Genomic DNA, 18430 nt, shown 5'->3' with positions numbered 1-18430 from the left:
TTACTTTAGTATTTCCAGGCTATTTCAAATATCATCTTTTCAAATCAATTTGTATCGGAATAGCTCATGACTGAAGCACAAAGACATCAAATATTGCTGGATATGCTGGCGCAGTTGGGCTTTGTTACCGTTGAGAACGTAATTGAGCGTCTGGGGATTTCACCCGCAACGGCGCGTAGGGACATCAACAAACTCGACGAAAGCGGCAAACTCAAGAAAGTCCGCAACGGCGCAGAAGCTATTACCCAGCAGCGTCCACGCTGGACGCCAATGAATTTACACCAGGCGCAGAACCACGATGAAAAAGTCCGTATTGCCAAGGCGGCGTCCCAGCTTGTGAATGCGGGAGAAAGCGTGGTGATCAACTGCGGATCGACCGCTTTCCTGCTGGGTCGTGAAATGTGCGGCAAGCCGGTGCAGATCATCACCAACTATCTGCCGCTGGCAAACTATCTGATCGACCAGGAGCATGACAGCGTGATCATCATGGGCGGGCAATACAACAAAAGCCAATCCATCACGCTTAGCCCACAAGGCAGTGAAAATAGCCTGTATGCCGGACACTGGATGTTTACCAGCGGTAAAGGATTGACTGCGGACGGACTGTATAAAACCGATATGCTGACCGCGATGGCCGAGCAGAAGATGCTTAACGTGGTGGGCAAACTGGTGGTACTGGTCGATAGCAGTAAGGTCGGTGAACGCGCGGGAATGCTGTTCAGTCGCGCCGATCAAATCGATACGCTGATTACCGGTAAAAACGCGAACCCTGAGATTCTGCAACAACTTGAAGCTCAGGGCGTGAACATTTTGCGGGTTTAGAGGTGCTGGCGGAAAAATGCTACCGTCGCAGCCAGCGCTTCTGGCGTAATGCGGTGTCGGACACCCGCTTCCCACAGGCAGGTCAGATGGTTATCCAGACCTGCCTGAATTAACGCCTGCTGCAAACGAAAAGTTTCCACAGCCGGAACCACATCGTCCTCCTGTCCATGCCACAGCAGCAACGGTCTGTCGGCCAGGCGTTGCAGTTGATGCGTAACGTCCCATTCGGCGAGCGGTGCAATAACGGCATCGAACTCCGCCTGCTGCTCTGGCGTCTGGACATGCAAAGGGGGAAAAAGCGTCTGCGCAAGCCGGGTAAAATAGCCCGACCCCATCAGGCTGGCTACACATTTAACCTCGGGGTGGCGGGCCATAATACCCAACGCCGTCATTCCTCCCATTGACGCCCCCGCAACGGCAAGTCGTTCATCTGATAGCCAATTTTCCGCCACCAGCGCCGCACGTAACGTCGTAAACTCCTGCATATTTTGCTGCAAAATCTGCCAGAAGCGGTACATTCTCCCCTGTGCATCACTAGTGAAGCGGGCACCATGATCGGCCGCATCTGGCATCACGACCCGGAATCCAGCCTGAGCCAGAGCAACGGCAAAATAGCTGTAGACCAGGCTTGAAGAGGTAAACCCGTGATAGAAGATAATACAAGGGAGTGAACATTCGCGTTTGCCAGCCGGAACGGCGTGCAGGACAGGGATACCCGCCAACTGTCGTGTTTCAATTTCGATCATTTGTCGCCTCTTTCTTTCTGGTATGCCATGCAGCAATACTTAACGCAAGCGAATGTGTTCGGCAATGATTCATAATGTTGAGAACTGGGTTACGCTTTCGCAACATTTTCATTCGAAAATCGCGTGAGAGATAACAATTCGGGAACATTCCCCTAAAGGGAATTTAATAAGGCACTACACTATGGCTATCAGGAAACGAGATAGAGTTATGCGTCGGTTTGCCTCTTTGTTGCTGGTGACGTTTTTAAGCGCCTGTAGCGTGTTACAGGGTACACCACAACCTGCACCGCCCGTAGCCGACCACCCGCAAGAGATCCGCCGCGACCAAAGCAACGGGTTGCAGCGAATAGGGACAGTCAATGCGCTGGTAAGAGGCTCTCCAGATGATGCGCTGGCAGAGATCCGTGCCAAAGCCGTCGCGGCTAAAGCTGATTATTACGTTGTCTTATTAGTTGATGAGACCATCGTGACAGGCCAATGGTATTCACAAGCTATTTTGTATCGTAAATAACATTGGCTTGAAATTTAGTCAGCTTTACATTGCTTTGCGCCCCTATGCGTTTACCTGTGCACAATAAACCAACAGCAGGGAGCTTGAGGTTTATTATCGCGATGGAATGCCCTGCCATGTGTAGGGGTACGAATAATGGAGCTGACGATGAAACAATCACTTGCCTTATCCTCACTGCTGTTTTCTGCCGGACTGGTAGGTACAACGGCGCAGTCTGCCGAGTTCGCCAGTGCTGACTGCGTTACGGGCCTGAACGAAATTGGCCTGATCTCTGTCAGTAACATTGCAGGGAATCCGCAGGATGTAGAACGTGTAATCGCGTTAAAAGCGGATGAACAAGGTGCCTCATGGTATCGGATCATTCAGATGTACGAAGAACAGCAGCCAGATAACTGGCGCGTACAGGCCATACTTTATGCATAACAGATTGCCGGATGGCGTAAACGTATCCTGCCTGTATTGAACGTAGACAGGATACGACGCGACAGCATCGCCATCTGGCATAGTATTACCGTATTCCTCCCGTCGCCCGCAGCAGCAAATCACCCTGCACCTGTGCAGAAAACTGTGTTACACCACGCGTATCCAGCATCATCTGACACCAGGCTTGCGCGACTGGCGGAGAGGCATAACGCAACATCTGCGCCCCGCAGCCGAGCAGGAACAATTGCTGCGTAATCTCCCGTCCCAACTCCTCGCTGGGTTTACGTAAATGCTGCTGCAGCTTGCGCACCATTCGATCGTAATGCCGATCTTGTCCCTTTACCTCCGCAAAGGCTTCGCTGAGCATATCGTAGATGCCGGGTTGTTTTGTAAGTACCCGCAATACATCAAGGCACATAATGTTGCCGGAGCCTTCCCAGATACTGTTTACCGGCATCTCACGGTACAGGCGCGGTAGCTCGCTCTCCTCGCAGTAGCCAATCCCGCCCAGTACTTCCATCGCCTCGGCAACGAACGGCATGCCATTTTTGCAGATGGCAAATTTCGCTGCGGGTGTGAATAATCTGGCCCACAGCGCTTCTTTCGTATCGGTACGACGATCCCAGGCTCGCGCCAGCCGAAACAGTAGCGCGGTCTGCCCTTCCAGTTGCAACGCCATTCGGCTTAGTACCTGACGCATCATCGGTTGTTCGATCAAAGGTTTACCAAATACCTGCCGCTGATGCGCATGGTAAATCGCCACGGAAAAAGCACGTCGCATCATGCCGTGGCTGCCGAGCGCGCAGTCAAAACGCGTCATCCCGCCCATTTTCAGGATATGGCGGATACCTTCCCCTTCTTCACCCAATAGCCAGCCGATCGCATCGTGGAATTCAACCTCGCAGCTGGCGTTGGAGCGGTTGCCTAACTTATCTTTCAGTCGTTCAAGGCAAATCGCATTCCGGCTCCCATCGGGTAAAAATCGCGGTACAAAAAAACAGGATAAACCGCCCTTTGCCTGGGCCAGCACCAAATGGGCATCGCTTTGCGGTACGGAGAAAAACCACTTATGTCCCACCAGCCGATACGAGCCGTCGACAAGACGTTCTGCCTGAGTGGTATTGCTCAGCACATCTGAGCCACCCTGTTTTTCAGTCATACCCATACCAATCAGTAGCCCGCGCTTTTGCCCTCCGGGCAGTAAATGCGAGTCATAACGGTCGCTTAGCAGCGGCGTCAGCCAGTCGTGAAAGGGGGCGGGTAACATTTGAAGTAACAGCGGCGTGGCGGCAAACGTCATGGTCACCGGACACAAGGTGCCCGCTTCCACCTGCGCATGCAGCATAAAACGTGCAGCCCGGGCAACAAACGAGCCCTGCCTGGCCTCCTCTTCCCAGGCCAGGTTATGTACGCGGTTGGCGCACAATCCCTGCATCAGCAAATGCCAGGCGGGATGAAACCGCACATCATCCAGCCGCTGCCCCTGCGGGTCGTAGCGCAACAGTTCGGGTGGATAAGCGTTAGCTAACCGACCCAATTCGAGCGATTCCGCAGTCCCTAACTGCTGACCAATACTGGCGAGGAGATCGCTGTCCCAAGCTGCGCCTTCGCGATTGACCGCTTCGCACAGAGCCCCATCCGACAGGTACAAATTGCTGTTATTGAGCGGTACAGGTTGGTTAAAAACGGTATGCGTTTGCCAGTGCATTGTGTCTCCCTCCGTCAATGGCCGTCGCCTTAAGTATGGCCAGTCAGAGAAGAGAGTGCCTGGGATTAAGGTCACAAAAAAGCCATCCCGAAGGATGGCTTAAGAGAAGGAGGAATCAATTACCCGCGCTGACGAACAGCTTCAAACAGGCAAATTCCCGTCGCAACAGAGACGTTAAGCGATGAAACGCTCCCGGCCATTGGGATGCTGATCAGTTCATCACAGTGTTCACGGGTCAGACGGCGCATACCTTCGCCCTCTGCACCCATTACCAGCGCCAGACGTCCGGTCATTTTGCTCTGATACAACGTATGGTCAGCTTCGCCTGCGGTACCAACGATCCAGATGTTCTCTTCCTGCAACATACGCATGGTGCGCGCCAGGTTGGTCACGCGGATCAGCGGTACGCTTTCTGCCGCGCCACAGGCGACTTTTTTCGCCGTCGCATTCAACTGCGCAGAACGATCCTTCGGCACGATAACCGCATGTACGCCAGCGGCATCGGCGCTACGCAAACATGCGCCCAGGTTATGTGGATCAGTGACGCCATCCAGGATCAAAAAGAACGGCTGATCGAGTGTAGCAATCAGATCCGGCAGATCGTTTTCCTGGTACTGACGACCCGGTTTCACGCGAGCAATAATTCCCTGATGTACCGCACCCTCGCTTTTCTCATCCAGGAACTGGCGGTTAGCCAACTGGATGACAACACCCTGTGCTTCCAGTGCGTGGATCAGCGGCAGCAGGCGTTTATCTTCACGACCTTTGAGAATAAAGACGTCCTGGAAGCGCTCCGGCGCACGTTCCAGCAAAGCCTGCACCGCATGGATGCCGTAAATCATTTCACTCATGAATGTACTCGTTAATAGTTTATGCGTAACGCGGGCAACGCGGGGTTGCCCGACTTACTGTTTGTGGCGGTTATTGTGCGACGCTCTTTTTCGCTGCACGTTTAGCTTTGGTGGCGGCAGCGATTTTAAGCGTTTTTGCCGATGGCTTTTTCGCTTTTTTATCGCCTTTCTTCTCAGCCGCTTTCTTATCCGCCTGAGGTTTGGCTCTGCCTTTCTTCTCGCCGCGGAAAGCGCTGTCCGGCTCGAAATTCACCTTTTTGCCCATCTGACGACGTTTACCGGTATTTTTACCCGCATCGCCTTTTTTCGCTTTTTCGCGCGCGGTTTTACCTTCATTGCGCGGCGCACGTTCGCTGGAGATCAAACTGAAGTCGATTTTACGCTCGTCCATATTGACAGCTTCCACACGGACTTCCACCCGATCGCCCAGGCGATACATTTGACCGCTGGATTCCCCCGTCAGGCGCTGCCCAACCTGGTCGAAACGATAGTAGTCGTTATCCAGGGAGGAGACATGCACCAGACCATCGATAAACAGCTCATCAAGGCGGACAAAGAAGCCAAAACCCGTCACGCTGGCAATCACGCCTTTAAAGACATTACCCACCTGATCCAGCATGAAGTCGCACTTCAGCCAGTCAGAGACATCGCGTGTGGCTTCGTCAGCACGGCGCTCTGCCATTGAACAGTGTTGACCCAGTTGCAGCATCTCTTCCATCGAATAATGGTAGCCACCCGTTTCCGTGGTGTTGCCTTTATGGCCCTGCTCCTGCGCCAGCAGATACTTAATCGCCCGGTGCAAGGAGAGATCCGGGTAACGACGGATCGGTGAAGTAAAGTGTGCATAAGATTGCAGCGCCAGGCCGAAGTGACCACGGTTTTCCGGATCGTAAATCGCCTGCTTCATCGAACGCAGCAGCATGGTTTGCAGCATTTCTGCGTCAGGACGGTCAGCAATCGACTCCAGCAGTTCCGCGTAATCACGTGGCTCCGGTTTGTTGCCGCCAGGCAGCTCCAGTCCCAGCTCCGCCAGCACCGAACGGAACGAGTTAATCGCTTCGGTCGTCGGCTTATCGTGAATACGGAACAGCGCGGGCTCTTTGGCTTTCTCAACGAATCGCGCCGCTGAGATGTTCGCCATGATCATGCACTCTTCAATCAGTTTGTGCGCGTCATTACGTTGCGTCTGCTCGATACGCTCAATACGGCGTTCAGCATTGAAGATAAACTTCGCTTCTTCACTTTCAAACGAGATACCACCACGCTCTTCACGCGCTTTATCCAGCACTTTGTAGAGGTTGTGCAGCTCTTCAATGTGTTTAACCAACGGCGCGTACTGCTCACGCAACTCCTGGTCGCCCTGCAGCATGTGCCAGACCTTGGTGTAAGTCAGACGAGCATGGGAACTCATGACCGCTTCGTAGAATTTAAAGCCGGTTAAACGGCCTTTCGACGAAATGGTCATTTCGCAGACCATACACAACCTGTCCACCTGCGGGTTGAGCGAACACAATCCGTTAGACAGCACTTCCGGCAGCATCGGAACAACCTGCGATGGGAAGTAGACGGATGTGCCGCGGCTGCGGGCTTCCTGGTCCAGCGGAGTCGGCGGGCGAACGTAATAACTGACGTCAGCAATCGCCACCCATAAACGCCAGCCGCCGCCACGTTTCTTCTCGCAATAGACGGCATCATCGAAATCACGCGCATCTTCGCCATCGATAGTCACCAGCGGCAGGTCGCGCAGATCGACACGTCCTATTTTCGCTTCTTCCGGTACTTCTTCTTTCAGTCCGGCGACCTGTTTCTCAACAGCCTGCGGCCAGATATAGGGAATTTCATGAGTACGCAGGGCCATATCAACGGCCATGCTGGTTCCCATGTTGTCACCCAGCACTTCAACAATTTTACCCACCGCTTTGGTACGGCGAGTCGGGCGCTGGGTGAGTTCAACCACCACCACAAAGCCCATACGAGCCCCCATCACCTCTTCCGGCGGGATCAGGATATCGAAGCTCAGGCGGCTGTCGTCAGGGACAACAAACCCAACGCCAGCGTCGGTGAAGTACCGACCAACAATCTGGCTGGTTTTTGGCACCAGGACGCGCACAATACGCGCTTCGCGACGACCTTTACGGTCCGCGCCCAGCGGCTGTGCCAGTACCTGATCGCCATGAATGCAGGTTTTCATCTGCTCGCTGGACAGGTACAGGTCATCTTTGCGGCCTTCAACGCGCAGAAAGCCGTAGCCATCACGGTGGCCAATAACGGTGCCTTTCAGCAGGTCAAGACGTTCTGGCAGCGCATAGCACTGACGGCGGGTGAAGACCAGTTGCCCGTCACGCTCCATGGCGCGCAGGCGGCGACGCAGCGCTTCTTGCTGCTCTTCACCTTCAATGTTGAGTTCAGCGGCCAGCTCATCGCGGTTGGCCGGTTTTTCACGTTTAGTTAAATGTTCGAGGATAAATTCCCGGCTCGGGATAGGATTCGCGTATTTTTCTGCTTCGCGTTCCTGGAAAGGATCTTGTGACATCGAGGTTCCTCCATTGTCAGCTCTGATGGAATTCCTTCGTCTTTCACGACGCCTCTTTGTTGGCTGCCTTTGCTCCCCCTCAGTCACTTACTTTTGTAAGCTCCCGGGAGTCGCTCAGTTGCCGCCGCGATGCGACGCGAAATACTTTGGACTTCATTACTCCACCAGCAATAATTTATAAAGCGGTTGATTTTCTTCAACCAAATCAGCAAGTGTGTAGTTGTCCAGTTCCGTGAGAAAACTTTGCACTGCCTTAGAAAGCGCCTGTTTGAGTCGACAGGCTGGGGTAATGTGGCAAAACTCGCTGCTACAATTGACCAACGATAGCGGTTCCAGCTCGCGAACCACATCACCAATACCAATAGCTTTAGCCGGTTTGCCCAGGCGGATACCGCCATTTTTTCCACGAATAGCAGTAACAAAGCCCGCCCGGCTAAGTTGATTGATTATTTTGACCATATGATTACGGGACACGCCGTAGACTTCTGTCACCTCAGAAATACTGGTCATACGTCCTTCGGGAAGTGACGCCATGTAGATTAGCGCACGTAATCCGTAATCGGTGAAACTTGTTAACTGCACATCAACCTCAGGAAAAGGGATAAAACGGATAAACCTGGTGGTATTAATTATATTGATGATAAACCAGCCACCAGCCAGGTCGCTAATTTATTTCAGTTCAGGAAGGAAAAAAGCGAGGAACTTACGTGATTTTAAGCCGAATGCTGCTGCAAAGCACTCCATCCGGCCTAAGATAGTGCAAGCGCAGCGCCATTCGACGCCACGCTATAACCAGAATTATGCGTCGAACGGGTCGCGCAGGATCATGGTTTCAGTACGGTCTGGGCCAGTTGAGATAATATCAATCGGCACACCGGTCAGTTCTTCAATACGCTTGATGTAGTTCAGTGCTGCCTGCGGCAGACCGCTACGGTCCTTCACGCCGAAGGTAGATTCAGACCAGCCCGGCATGGTTTCGTAAATCGGCTCAATACCTTTCCAGTCGTCAGCTGCCAGCGGAGTCGTCGTGACTTCACGACCATCCGGCATACGGTAAGCGACACAGATTTTCACCTCTTTCAAACCGTCCAGTACGTCCAGTTTGGTCAGGCAGAAGCCAGACAGGGAGTTAATCTGTACTGCGCGACGCACAGCAACGGAGTCCAGCCAACCGGTGCGACGACGACGACCGGTGGTCGCGCCATACTCGTTACCTTGTTTGCACAGGAACTCGCCAACGTCATCAAACAGCTCAGTCGGGAACGGACCCGCACCGACACGTGTAGAGTAAGCTTTGATGATACCCAGAACGTAGTCCACATAACGCGGACCCAGGCCGGAGCCGGTTGCCACGCCACCTGCGGTGGTGTTGGAAGACGTTACGTACGGATAGGTACCGTGGTCAATATCCAGCAGCGTACCCTGCGCACCTTCGAACATGACGAAATCGCCACGCTTACGCGCCTGGTCCAGCAGATCGGAAACATCAACAACCATAGATGTCAGGATGTCGGCAATTGCCATCACGTCATCCAGCACTTTCTGGTAGTCAACTGCTTCAACTTTATAGAAATTCACCAGCTGGAAGTTGTGATATTCCATCACTTCTTTCAGTTTTTCAGCGAAAGTTGCTTTATCAAACAGATCGCCAACGCGCAGACCGCGACGAGCCACTTTATCTTCATAAGCCGGGCCGATACCACGACCGGTGGTGCCGATCGCTTTCTCACCGCGCGCTTTCTCACGAGCGTTATCCAACGCAACATGATAATCAAGGATCAGCGGACACGCTTCAGACAGCAGCAGGCGCTCACGAACCGGGATACCACGATCTTCCAGCCCTTTCATCTCTTTCATCAGCGCGGACGGAGACAGTACAACACCGTTACCGATGATGCTGGTTACATTCTCGCGAAGAATACCTGATGGAATAAGATGGAGGACGGTTTTTTCACCGTTGATTACGAGAGTATGGCCTGCGTTGTGACCGCCCTGGTAGCGCACAACATATTTAGCCCGTTCAGTCAGAAGATCGACGATCTTCCCTTTACCTTCGTCACCCCATTGGGTGCCCAGTACGACGACGTTGTTACCCATTTTTCAAAATCACCGTTTGCTTAAAAATGGATTCTACCACCGCTTTTTCAGATATACAGCACTTTTTGCATCCAAAATCCTGCAAATTAGTCTACTTATTGTTCAGCCAATCGTTTTCCTCAACATGTAGTAGACCACTACGCCCGCAACCACAAGACCTCCACCAAAACGACGTAAAATATTTTCAGGAAGTTGTGCCATCGCCGAGATCATTTTCTTCCAGGCGCGGGGATACAGCATAGGGCCCAGGCCTTCCAGCACCAAAACCAGCGCGAGCGCCAGCAAAATTGTTGAATTCATCCGTCGTCCTTATATAAAAAGAAAACCACCGCATCCCTGGGGATGCCGGTGGTTTTGCTGGTCTAAAACCGCTGGAGCTATTTTAGCGTGTTGCGCTATTCGGCGTCTTCATGTAACGGAAGAAATCGCTGTCCGGGCTCATGACCATCACATCCTGGTTTCCTTCGAAACTCTTCTCGTAAGCGCGCAGGCTACGGATGAAGGCGTAGAAGTCAGGATCCTGGCTGAACGCATCGGCAAACAATTTAGCGGCTTCTGCATCACCTTCACCGCGCATGATGCGGCCCTGGCGCTCAGATTCTGCCAGCGTTTTAGTGACTTCATAGTCCGCTGTTGCACGCAGTTTTTCCGCTTCTTCCTGACCTTGTGAACGATGGCGACGCGCTACCGCTTCACGCTCAGCGCGCATACGGTTGTAAATAGCCTCAGACACTTCAGCTGGCAGGTTGATTTGCTTGATACGCACATCGACCACTTCGATACCCAGTGCCGCCATACTGTTCGGGTTGATGACCGGAACTTTACCGTTCGTTTCTGCCTGCACACGTTCAGCCGCTTCGGCTATCGCGCTATCCGCCGCCGGCGTCGCGACTTCATCTTCCGTGCCAGCAGAGCCGGAGTTCAGCGCGTCACGAACTTCCAGGGTCAGACGACCGCGGGAATCGGTAACGATGTCCTTCACGTCCAGACGACCAATTTCAGAACGCAGACGGTCAGAGAACTTACGTTTAAGCAGGACTTCCGCCTGAGAAACATCGCCACCGCCCGTTGCCAGGTAGTAACGGCTAAAGTCACTGATGCGCCACTTGATGTAGGAGTCAACAATCAGGTCTTTCTTCTCTTTGGTGACAAAGCGATCGGCCTGGTTGTCCATGGTCTGAATACGCGCATCGAGCATCTTCACAGATTCAATAAACGGAATCTTGAAGTGCAGGCCTGGTGCAACGACCAGCGGCTTGTTTTCATCGTCACGCAGAACTTTACCAAAGCGCAGAGTAATGCCGCGCTCGCCTTCTTTGACCACAAAGACAGACATGAACAGAACTACCAGAACGATGATGATAATCGCAATAACTGACTTACGCATCGTTATTCCCCCTGACGCTGGTAGTCGTTACGCTGCGCATTCGCGCGGCGTTGGTCCATAATGTCGCCCTGACTGGTGGACGATGTATTACTTGCTCCAGTGCTGGAAGTCGTTGCTGGCGGCAGACGCAACAGGTTTGAACTGCTGTCAGTCTTTGCTGCTGGCGCACTACCACCTTTCAGCATTTGATCCAGCGGCAGAACCATCAGATTGCTGCCTTTATCGTTAACCAGGACTTTGCGGGTATTGCTCAGCACTTTTTCCATGGTTTCGATATACAGACGCTCGCGGGTAATTTGCGGTGCGGCTTTATATTCCGGCAGAATTTTTGCGAAGCGAGCCACTTCACCCTGTGCTTCCAGGATGGTCTGAGTCTTATACGCACGCGCTTCTTCCAGAATACGCTGCGCCTGACCGTTTGCACGTGGCTGAACTTCGTTGGTATACGCTTCTGCTTCACGGATGTACTGCTGCTCGTTTTCACGCGCTGCGATAGCATCATCAAACGCCGCTTTTACCTCTTCCGGTGGACGTGCAGCCTGGAAGTTGACGTCCAGCAGGGTGATACCCATGTTGTATGGACGAATGGTTTCTTCCAGTTCACGCTGGGTATCGCTACGAATAACGGTACGCCCTTCAGTCAGGATACGATCCATGGTGTATTTACCGATGACCCCACGCAGGGCGCTGTCGGTTGCCTGACGCAGACTGTCATCCGCGCTGGTTACGCTAAACAGGTAACGCTGCGGATCGGTCACACGGTACTGCACGTTCATTTCAACGCGCACGACGTTTTCGTCTGATGTCAGCATCACGCCGGATGCGGCGAGTTCACGCACAGCTTCCACGTTGACCGGGGTCACTTCGTCGATAAAGGTCGGTTTCCAGTTCAGACCCGGCTCAACCAGATGGCTGAATTTACCGAAGCGTGTCACCACGCCACGTTCCGCTTCTTTAATGGTGTAGAAACCACTAGCCGCCCAGATAATGACGATAGCTGCCGCTGCGATAGTAAAGACTCGGCCGCCCAGTTGCGGACGCGGGCCTTGTGATGAACTACCACCACCAGAACCCGTACCTTTACCACCACCCAAACCACCGAGTTTTTTACTCAGTTTGCGGAAGATATCATCCAGATCGGGAGGTCCCTGATCGCGACCACCTTTGTTTCCATTTCCCTCTGGGTTGCCGCCAGGTTTGCTGCTTCCCCAGGGGTCGCGGTCTTGTCCGTTATTACCGGGCTGATTCCACGCCATGTTTGTGCTCCATATTTGTTATGCGATGCTATACCTGCGTTTTTTGCGCTGCAGATGCGTTGGCTACATCTTTCAACCCCAGTCACATAGTTGACTATGCACCTGGAAATTTCAGGACTTGCCGCCTTTCTGCCGCATAAAATCCACGAGGAATAGAGGCGAAAAAATCTTCAGGCCATATCCGTCAGGTCAGACAACATAGTCTTCCAGTGCCGGTTCTTGTTTACAGAGGCGACGCCAGTCTACGATCGGCATACGAACCTGCAGACCTACGCTGCCGTCCTCCTCCATCCACTCTTTCTCTATTGCCTGAAGTTGGTAAAACCGGCTTCTCAGTCGCCCTTCCTGCGGCGGCAAACGCAACGTATGTTGCGCAACCTCACCGGAAAGTCGCTCTGTCAAAGCCTGAAAAAGCTGTGGTATACCTATTCCCGTTTGCGCTGAAACCCAAACGCGAATCGGTTTATTCTCTTCATCTCTGTCGATACGCGGTTCAAAATCATCCAGCATATCGATTTTATTCATCACCAACAGAGTCGGGATCTCATGCGCATCGATCTCTTCGAGCACCGTGTCGACGGCCTCGATGTTTTCCTGTACACGAAAATCTGCTGCATCAATGACGTGCAGCAGCAATGTCGCCTGACGAGTTTCCTGCAGGGTGGCTTTAAACGCCGCCACCAGGTCGTGCGGTAAATGACGGATAAACCCTACGGTATCCGCCAGCACGGTTTCACCGACGTCCGCTACGTCTATTCGGCGCAGCGTCGGGTCCAGGGTCGCAAACAACTGATCCGCTGCGTAGACCCGGGCTTCGGTTATCTGGTTGAACAGGGTGGATTTTCCGGCGTTGGTATATCCCACCAGTGATACAGTTGGGACATCCGCTTTCTTGCGCGACTGCCGCCCCTGCTCACGTTGCTTTTCAACTTTTTCCAGGCGCGACTGTATTTGCAAAATGCGATTACGCAGCAAACGACGGTCGGTTTCGAGCTGGGTTTCACCCGGACCACGCAAACCAATCCCGCCCTTTTGCCTTTCAAGGTGAGTCCAGCCACGGACCAGGCGTGTAGCCATATGGCGCAACTGCGCCAGCTCAACCTGCAACTTACCCTCATGGGTGCGCGCACGCTGGGCAAAAATATCTAAAATAAGACCAGTCCTGTCGATAACAAGACACTGGCACAACTGTTCCAGGTTACGTTCCTGGGCAGGGCTTAGAGCATGATCAAAAATCACCACCGCAGCGCCAGTCGCTTTTACGGCTTCGGCAATTTCGATTGCCTTACCTTCACCAACAAAATACTTCGGGTGCGGTGCTTTACGGCTCCCGGTAATCACCTGCATTGCTTCGACACCGGCGGAAGAAACCAGAGATTCAAACTCCTGGAGGTCTTCCATATCTTTGTCTTGCGAAAAATAGATGTGTACCAGTACCGCCTGCTCACCGGCATCATAACGGTCAAACAAGCGTCAACCCCTTAATATATATCAACGGGGAACGCAGGATCGCTGGCTCCCCGTGTGTAAAACAGCTAACAACCTTATTCGGTTTCTTCGCTGTCCTGTTGCGCAGATGAACCTTGCGCGTTGCTACCGTGATGGTAGTTGCTGCCAGTGCCGCCGGTGGCATTATTGCTGTGATGAGAAACCGGGCGAGACGGGACAACAGTAGAAATCGCGTGCTTATAAACCATCTGGCTGACCGTGTTTTTCAACAGGATCACGAACTGATCAAAAGACTCGATTTGACCTTGCAGCTTAATACCATTCACCAAATAAATAGAAACTGGAACACGTTCCCGACGCAGTGCGTTCAGGAACGGATCTTGTAAAGATTGCCCCTTAGCCATTCTCTCTTTTCCTTATATGCTTATTTGTACTTTGAACCTTTCGATTCTGAAAAATTGCGCACGATACGTTTCAATTGTACACATTCAGTTCGCGATAGCACCAACAACCTGTAATACTTCGTTTCGCGCCTGGTCAGGCTTTTCACTGTCAAGCCAGTGCACCCCTTCCCAACCACGCAACCAGGTTACCTGTCGCTTCGCCAACTGCCTCGTGGCGCAAACACCTCTATAAACCATTTCATCGTATGAAATTTCACCTTCAATGTATGACCACATCTGGCGATACCCTACACAACGAATGGAAGGCAAATCCGTATGCAAATCTCCACGGGCAAAAAGCGCCCGGACTTCTGCTTCAAAACCTGAAGCTAACATCTGATGAAAACGCTGCTCAATTCGCTGATGGAGCAGTTCACGGCTCGCCGGGGCGATTGCAAACTGGTGCACCTCATACGGCAAAGCATCTCCTGACGTTTGCGTCAGCTCCGTTAAAGTTTTACCCGAAATGAAAAAAACTTCCAGTGCCCGGGAAAGTCTTTGCGGATCATTTGGATGAATACGCGCCGCAGCCACCGGATCGATGTCCTGAAGCTGTCGGTGTAACGCGTCCCAACCCTGCTCTGCCGCCTGCTGCTCAATTCTGGCCCTGACTTCCGGGTCCGCCGACGGTAACGGCGACAGCCCTTCAAGCAAGGCTTTGAAATATAACATTGTGCCGCCCACCAGCAACGGGATACGCCCCGCGGCGGTGATGTCGGCCATCTCAGCTAACGCATCGCGACGAAAATCCGCAGCAGAATACGCTTGCGCCGGATCGCGAATATCCAGCAATCGGTGTGGTGCGGCCTTCAATTCATCAGCATCAGGCTTCGCGGTGCCGATATCCATCCCCTTGTAAATAAGGGCGGAATCAACGCTTATCAACTCTACGGGCAAAACTTTACGCAATTCAATTGCTAATGCTGTTTTACCGGAGGCCGTTGGCCCCATCAAAAAAATCGCCTTTGGCAGGCTCGCCTTACGGGTATCACTCATGTTTCAGGGCGTTCATTACCGAATGTAAATCAACAGGTTGTAACAGACCACCCGGCGGTGCCTTCACGAGTTGTGGGCATAGCCGCTCAACATCCGCCAACAGCGTAATCGCCTGGGCCATACTCCACTGCGGATGCTCACTCATCAGGTTACGTGCAATCCACTGCGCAATGTTGCCCGCTTCGAATACGGTTTGCTGCGCCAGGTAGCCTATCAGTTCAGGAATCAAGATTTGTAAATTTTGTTGGCGTAAGGGTAAAGGCACCGCCCGGATGGTCACATGCTGCGCATCCAGCTGAAATTCAATCCCCAAATCGGCCAGTTGGCTCTGCCCTTTTTGCAACGCTGCTTTTTCATCAGCGGTGACTTTTAGACGTAACGGGATCAGCAATGGCTGAGCGCAAACAGGGGCCTGGCCGGGCGTAAGCTGCGCCTGCCGCAACCACCGTTCCGCAACAGGTAACGCCAGCAGCCGAATCTGGCTATCGCTTTCCAGTAATGCACAGTCGGTCCCTACGATAGTCAGCACCCTTCCAAACCCTTGACTGTTACCGGTAAGAGGTGCTGCCGGCGTTTCAGCGACCGGTGGTTTGTGCATTGGAGCCGGTGTCTGCAGCAGGCGCTGATAAATTTCGCCCTGCTGCTTTTGATATCCAGGCTGGGCATGCGGCCAACTCGCCGCTTGACGGCCTGCGCCACTACTGCCGCTTCCAGCGCCAGTGGAAGCAGAGTAACGCGGTGTCGCTGGTTCGCGCGCGGGAGTCGGTTCGGCAAAATGGTTACGTCCGGCGGCGACACGGTTTTCCGGGATGTGCCTTGGGGCAAGCTCATTGTCGTCAGCCAACGGCAGCGATGTTTCAAGCTGCTGTTGCAGGACGCTCAACACGCCCTGGTAAATAAAATCGTGCACCAGGCGGGATTGATGAAAACGGACCTCATGTTTGGCAGGATGTACGTTAACATCCACCTGATGCGGGTCGATTTCCAGATACAGCACAAAAGCGGGTTGTTGATCGGCTCCCAGCTTATCTTCACAGGCCTGGCGGATAGCATGGTTGATCAGCCGGTCGCGCATCATCCGACCATTCACATAGCAGTACTGGATTTCCGCCAGCGCTGCCGTTGTGTGGTTCGGATCGGCCACCCAGCCGCGCAGGGTTAAATCGCCATGCTGCCATTCAATCGCCAGCGCATGTTCCAGAAACGGCGTACCGCAAATCGCGCCAAGTCGACGCTCTTTCTGTCCGTCTGCAGCCACAGCGCGGTACTGGCGCACCATTTTGCCGTTATGTGACAAATTAATCGTCACATCAAAACGTGCCAGCGCAATGCGGCGAATAATCTCATCAATATGATTAAATTCGGTTTTTTCGGTGCGCATAAACTTGCGCCGGGCTGGCGTGTTGTAAAACAGATCCAGCACTTCCAGCGTAGTACCCACCGGATGCGCAGCAGGTTTAACCGTCACATCCATGTCGCGCCCTTCGGCATAGGCTTGCCAGGCTTCAGGCTGCTCTTGCGTGCGCGACGTCAGGGTTAAACGAGAGACTGAGCTAATGCTGGCTAACGCTTCGCCGCGAAATCCGAGGCTCACGATGGCCTCGAGATCGTCAAGCGAGGCAATTTTACTGGTGGCGTGACGCGCCAGCGCCAACGCCAGCTCGTCTTTTTTAATCCCGCAGCCGTTGTCACGAATACGGATAAGCTTCGCACCACCGCGCTCTATATCAATATCAATGCGCGTCGCACCGGCATCAATGCTGTTTTCCACCAGCTCTTTCACCACTGACGCAGGCCGTTCTACCACCTCGCCTGCGGCAATCTGGTTCGCCAGCTGTGGCGGTAGAACCTGAATCGGCATGGCTAATCCTTAATTTGTTAACGTGCTGCCAGGCGATACAGCACTGGCGGTTTGCGCCTGTGCGCCCTGCGGCCCGGTTTGCATCGGGTGCGCCTGGAAATAGTTACGCAATCCTTTGTAAATCGCCTCGGCCAGCTGCTGCTGATAATCATCACTCGCCAACAGACGCTCTTCGCTGTTGTTACTGATAAAGCCGGTCTCAACCAGCACTGACGGGATATCAGGCGAACGTAATACCCCCAGACTGGCGTGTTCAGGACGACGCTTATGCATCGAGCCAATACGTTCTAACTGGCCGATCATGCTGGTCGCCACATCATACCCGACACGTTGCGAATGGCCGAACTGCAGGTCCAGCACGGCCTGGCTGAGATAAGGATCGGACTGGCTGTTTGCCAGCACATCGCCCGCGCCGCCCAACAGCTCTGATTGCTTCTCGTGCTGTTCCAGCCAGCCGGCCATCTCACTGTTCGCCCGACGGTTTGACAGAACCCAGACGGAAGCGCCGGTGGCATCCCGGTTTGGCGCGGCATCCGCATGAATAGAGACCAGGAAATTGGCGTTTTGTTTACGCGCGACGTCTGAACGCCCCATCACCGAGATAAAATAATCGCCATCACGGGTGAGTACGCCTTTAAACATCGGGTCATCATTGAGCAAGCTGCGCAGTTTGCGCGCCACGGCAATCGTGACGTTTTTCTCACGCGTGCCGCCAGGGCCAATCGCCCCCGGATCCTGCCCGCCGTGTCCGGCATCAATGGCAATAACCACTTTATCGCCGTTACCGGTGCTGGCGCGCGCCGCAGGTCGTGTGGAGGTATTACTGTTAGTAACGATCGTCGTGCGATCATTTTCCGCTTTAAACGGATTACGCGCAGGCTCGGCAGGACGAGGGGCGACAACCGGCGTTTCAACACGCTTCGCCACCACTGGCGGTGGTGGCGGCGCATCCGCTTTGATGGTAAACACAACGGTATAATTGCCACCGTTCTGGCGTTTAACGGCTTCGGCTTTGCCGTTCTCGGTTAAATCCACCACCAGGCGCAGAGACTGCGCATCTTTTGGCGTGCCGGAACGGATAGATTTCACCAGATTATTGCCGCTAAACAGCAGCGGTAATCCCTGAATGACACCGGTTTGTTTAATATCCAGCGCGACGGTTCGTTTCCCGTCCTGGGTCACGGCGTATTCAGGATCGCCAATAAAGCTCAGCGTAATCCGCGCCAGTTGATCGCCATTAGAGACCTGAAGATCGGAGAGGCTGGCGGCCCCTGCCTGCGCGCACAGCAGGACCAGGGTTGCCATCAGCCAGTTTCTGATGCGATAAATCATCCCGCCACCCTTAAG

The 18430-nt window shown here is 53.4% G+C and carries 17 protein-coding genes; 3 read left to right on the top strand and 14 right to left on the bottom strand.

The genetic code is table 11. The annotated features are described in order from the left end of the window. The first annotated feature begins 66 nt into the window (after positions 1–66). Entirely contained in the window at positions 67–822 is a 756-nt protein-coding gene (gene ulaR / locus AL515_RS03980) for an HTH-type transcriptional regulator UlaR (protein WP_061067103.1), read from the top strand. Here ulaR and yjfP read toward each other — a convergent pair. Then, positions 819–1568: an esterase gene (gene yjfP / locus AL515_RS03975; protein ID WP_061067102.1), complete on the bottom strand. Its 750-nt coding sequence runs from the start codon at positions 1566–1568 to the stop codon at positions 819–821. The genes ulaR and yjfP overlap by 4 nt on opposite strands. Positions 1569–1749: 181 nt before the next feature. Here yjfP and bsmA point away from each other — a divergent pair, with 181 nt between their 5' ends. Together bsmA and yjfN are read left to right on the top strand one after the other, a co-directional pair. After that, the gene (gene bsmA, locus AL515_RS03970; protein ID WP_040232967.1) at positions 1750–2079 is read left to right on the top strand and encodes a biofilm peroxide resistance protein BsmA; all 330 of its coding nucleotides are present in this window, start codon (positions 1750–1752) and stop codon (positions 2077–2079) included. A 147-nt stretch (positions 2080–2226) separates the two neighbouring features. After that, positions 2227–2502, top strand: coding sequence for a DUF1471 family protease activator YjfN (gene yjfN, locus AL515_RS03965; protein ID WP_082193776.1), 276 nt, complete (start codon positions 2227–2229; stop codon positions 2500–2502). Between the two features lie 85 nt (positions 2503–2587). Here the strand turns inward: yjfN and AL515_RS03960 are convergent, their stop codons facing one another. The 13 genes from AL515_RS03960 to amiB form a co-directional block, all read right to left on the bottom strand. Next, a complete protein-coding gene (locus AL515_RS03960) occupies positions 2588–4210 on the bottom strand; it encodes an isovaleryl-CoA dehydrogenase (RefSeq protein WP_061067101.1) in 1623 nt (540 codons plus the stop codon). A 119-nt stretch (positions 4211–4329) separates the two neighbouring features. Next, the gene (gene rlmB / locus AL515_RS03955) at positions 4330–5061 is read right to left on the bottom strand and encodes a 23S rRNA (guanosine(2251)-2'-O)-methyltransferase RlmB (RefSeq protein ID WP_003830482.1); all 732 of its coding nucleotides are present in this window, start codon (positions 5059–5061) and stop codon (positions 4330–4332) included. Between the two features lie 70 nt (positions 5062–5131). Beyond that, positions 5132–7594, bottom strand: coding sequence for a ribonuclease R (gene rnr / locus AL515_RS03950; RefSeq protein WP_048212890.1), 2463 nt, complete (start codon positions 7592–7594; stop codon positions 5132–5134). Positions 7595–7750: 156 nt separating this feature from the next. Beyond that, on the bottom strand, positions 7751–8176 hold the full coding sequence (nsrR, locus tag AL515_RS03945) for a nitric oxide-sensing transcriptional repressor NsrR (protein WP_005134424.1): 426 nt from the start codon (positions 8174–8176) through the stop codon (positions 7751–7753). 216 nt (positions 8177–8392) lie between these two features. Beyond that, positions 8393–9691: an adenylosuccinate synthase gene (gene purA / locus AL515_RS03935; protein WP_048212891.1), complete on the bottom strand. Its 1299-nt coding sequence runs from the start codon at positions 9689–9691 to the stop codon at positions 8393–8395. Positions 9692–9793: 102 nt separating this feature from the next. Then, on the bottom strand, positions 9794–9991 hold the full coding sequence (locus tag AL515_RS03930) for a DUF2065 domain-containing protein (RefSeq protein WP_005122170.1): 198 nt from the start codon (positions 9989–9991) through the stop codon (positions 9794–9796). A gap of 82 nt (positions 9992–10073) precedes the next feature. Further along, entirely contained in the window at positions 10074–11078 is a 1005-nt protein-coding gene (gene hflC, locus AL515_RS03925) for a protease modulator HflC (RefSeq protein ID WP_061067100.1), read from the bottom strand. A gap of 2 nt (positions 11079–11080) precedes the next feature. Further along, positions 11081–12334, bottom strand: a complete 1254-nt coding sequence (hflK, locus tag AL515_RS03920; RefSeq protein WP_061067099.1) for an FtsH protease activity modulator HflK — start codon at positions 12332–12334, stop codon at positions 11081–11083. Positions 12335–12523: 189 nt separating this feature from the next. After that, a complete protein-coding gene (hflX, locus tag AL515_RS03915) occupies positions 12524–13804 on the bottom strand; it encodes a ribosome rescue GTPase HflX (RefSeq protein WP_003025589.1) in 1281 nt (426 codons plus the stop codon). A 74-nt stretch (positions 13805–13878) separates the two neighbouring features. Continuing rightward, positions 13879–14187 carry an RNA chaperone Hfq gene (hfq, locus tag AL515_RS03910; RefSeq protein ID WP_003025584.1) on the bottom strand — a complete coding sequence of 103 codons (309 nt, stop codon included), beginning with the start codon at positions 14185–14187 and terminating at the stop codon, positions 13879–13881. Between the two features lie 84 nt (positions 14188–14271). Further along, on the bottom strand, positions 14272–15222 hold the full coding sequence (gene miaA / locus AL515_RS03905) for a tRNA (adenosine(37)-N6)-dimethylallyltransferase MiaA (RefSeq protein ID WP_061067098.1): 951 nt from the start codon (positions 15220–15222) through the stop codon (positions 14272–14274). Continuing rightward, the gene (mutL, locus tag AL515_RS03900; RefSeq protein ID WP_061067097.1) at positions 15215–17083 is read right to left on the bottom strand and encodes a DNA mismatch repair endonuclease MutL; all 1869 of its coding nucleotides are present in this window, start codon (positions 17081–17083) and stop codon (positions 15215–15217) included. The genes miaA and mutL overlap by 8 nt, the downstream gene beginning before the upstream one ends. A 9-nt stretch (positions 17084–17092) precedes the next feature. Continuing rightward, positions 17093–18415, bottom strand: a complete 1323-nt coding sequence (gene amiB, locus AL515_RS03895; RefSeq protein WP_061067096.1) for an N-acetylmuramoyl-L-alanine amidase AmiB — start codon at positions 18413–18415, stop codon at positions 17093–17095. Positions 18416–18430: the final 15 nt, after the last annotated feature.

Source organism: Citrobacter sp. FDAARGOS_156 (genome assembly GCF_001559235.2).
GTDB lineage: Bacteria > Pseudomonadota > Gammaproteobacteria > Enterobacterales > Enterobacteriaceae > Citrobacter > Citrobacter youngae.
The sequence above is the reverse complement of the archived record's forward strand: the minus strand, read 5'-3'. Positions and strand labels throughout refer to the sequence as shown.

Bases quoted from the DNA above. Each gene is read 5' to 3' on its own strand.
- purA (WP_048212891.1), bottom strand. From the start codon at position 9,691: ATGGGTAACAACGTCGTCGTACTGGGCACCCAATGGGGTGACGAAGGT.
- bsmA (WP_040232967.1), top strand. From the start codon at position 1,750: ATGGCTATCAGGAAACGAGATAGAGTTATGCGTCGGTTTGCCTCTTTG.
- miaA (WP_061067098.1), bottom strand. From the start codon at position 15,222: ATGAGTGATACCCGTAAGGCGAGCCTGCCAAAGGCGATTTTTTTGATG.
- AL515_RS03930 (WP_005122170.1), bottom strand. From the start codon at position 9,991: ATGAATTCAACAATTTTGCTGGCGCTCGCGCTGGTTTTGGTGCTGGAA.
- rnr (WP_048212890.1), bottom strand. From the start codon at position 7,594: ATGTCACAAGATCCTTTCCAGGAACGCGAAGCAGAAAAATACGCGAAT.
- hfq (WP_003025584.1), bottom strand. From the start codon at position 14,187: ATGGCTAAGGGGCAATCTTTACAAGATCCGTTCCTGAACGCACTGCGT.
- AL515_RS03960 (WP_061067101.1), bottom strand. From the start codon at position 4,210: ATGCACTGGCAAACGCATACCGTTTTTAACCAACCTGTACCGCTCAAT.
- yjfP (WP_061067102.1), bottom strand. From the start codon at position 1,568: ATGATCGAAATTGAAACACGACAGTTGGCGGGTATCCCTGTCCTGCAC.
- mutL (WP_061067097.1), bottom strand. From the start codon at position 17,083: ATGCCGATTCAGGTTCTACCGCCACAGCTGGCGAACCAGATTGCCGCA.
- ulaR (WP_061067103.1), top strand. From the start codon at position 67: ATGACTGAAGCACAAAGACATCAAATATTGCTGGATATGCTGGCGCAG.
- yjfN (WP_082193776.1), top strand. From the start codon at position 2,227: ATGAAACAATCACTTGCCTTATCCTCACTGCTGTTTTCTGCCGGACTG.
- hflC (WP_061067100.1), bottom strand. From the start codon at position 11,078: ATGCGTAAGTCAGTTATTGCGATTATCATCATCGTTCTGGTAGTTCTG.
- rlmB (WP_003830482.1), bottom strand. From the start codon at position 5,061: ATGAGTGAAATGATTTACGGCATCCATGCGGTGCAGGCTTTGCTGGAA.
- amiB (WP_061067096.1), bottom strand. From the start codon at position 18,415: ATGATTTATCGCATCAGAAACTGGCTGATGGCAACCCTGGTCCTGCTG.
- hflK (WP_061067099.1), bottom strand. From the start codon at position 12,334: ATGGCGTGGAATCAGCCCGGTAATAACGGACAAGACCGCGACCCCTGG.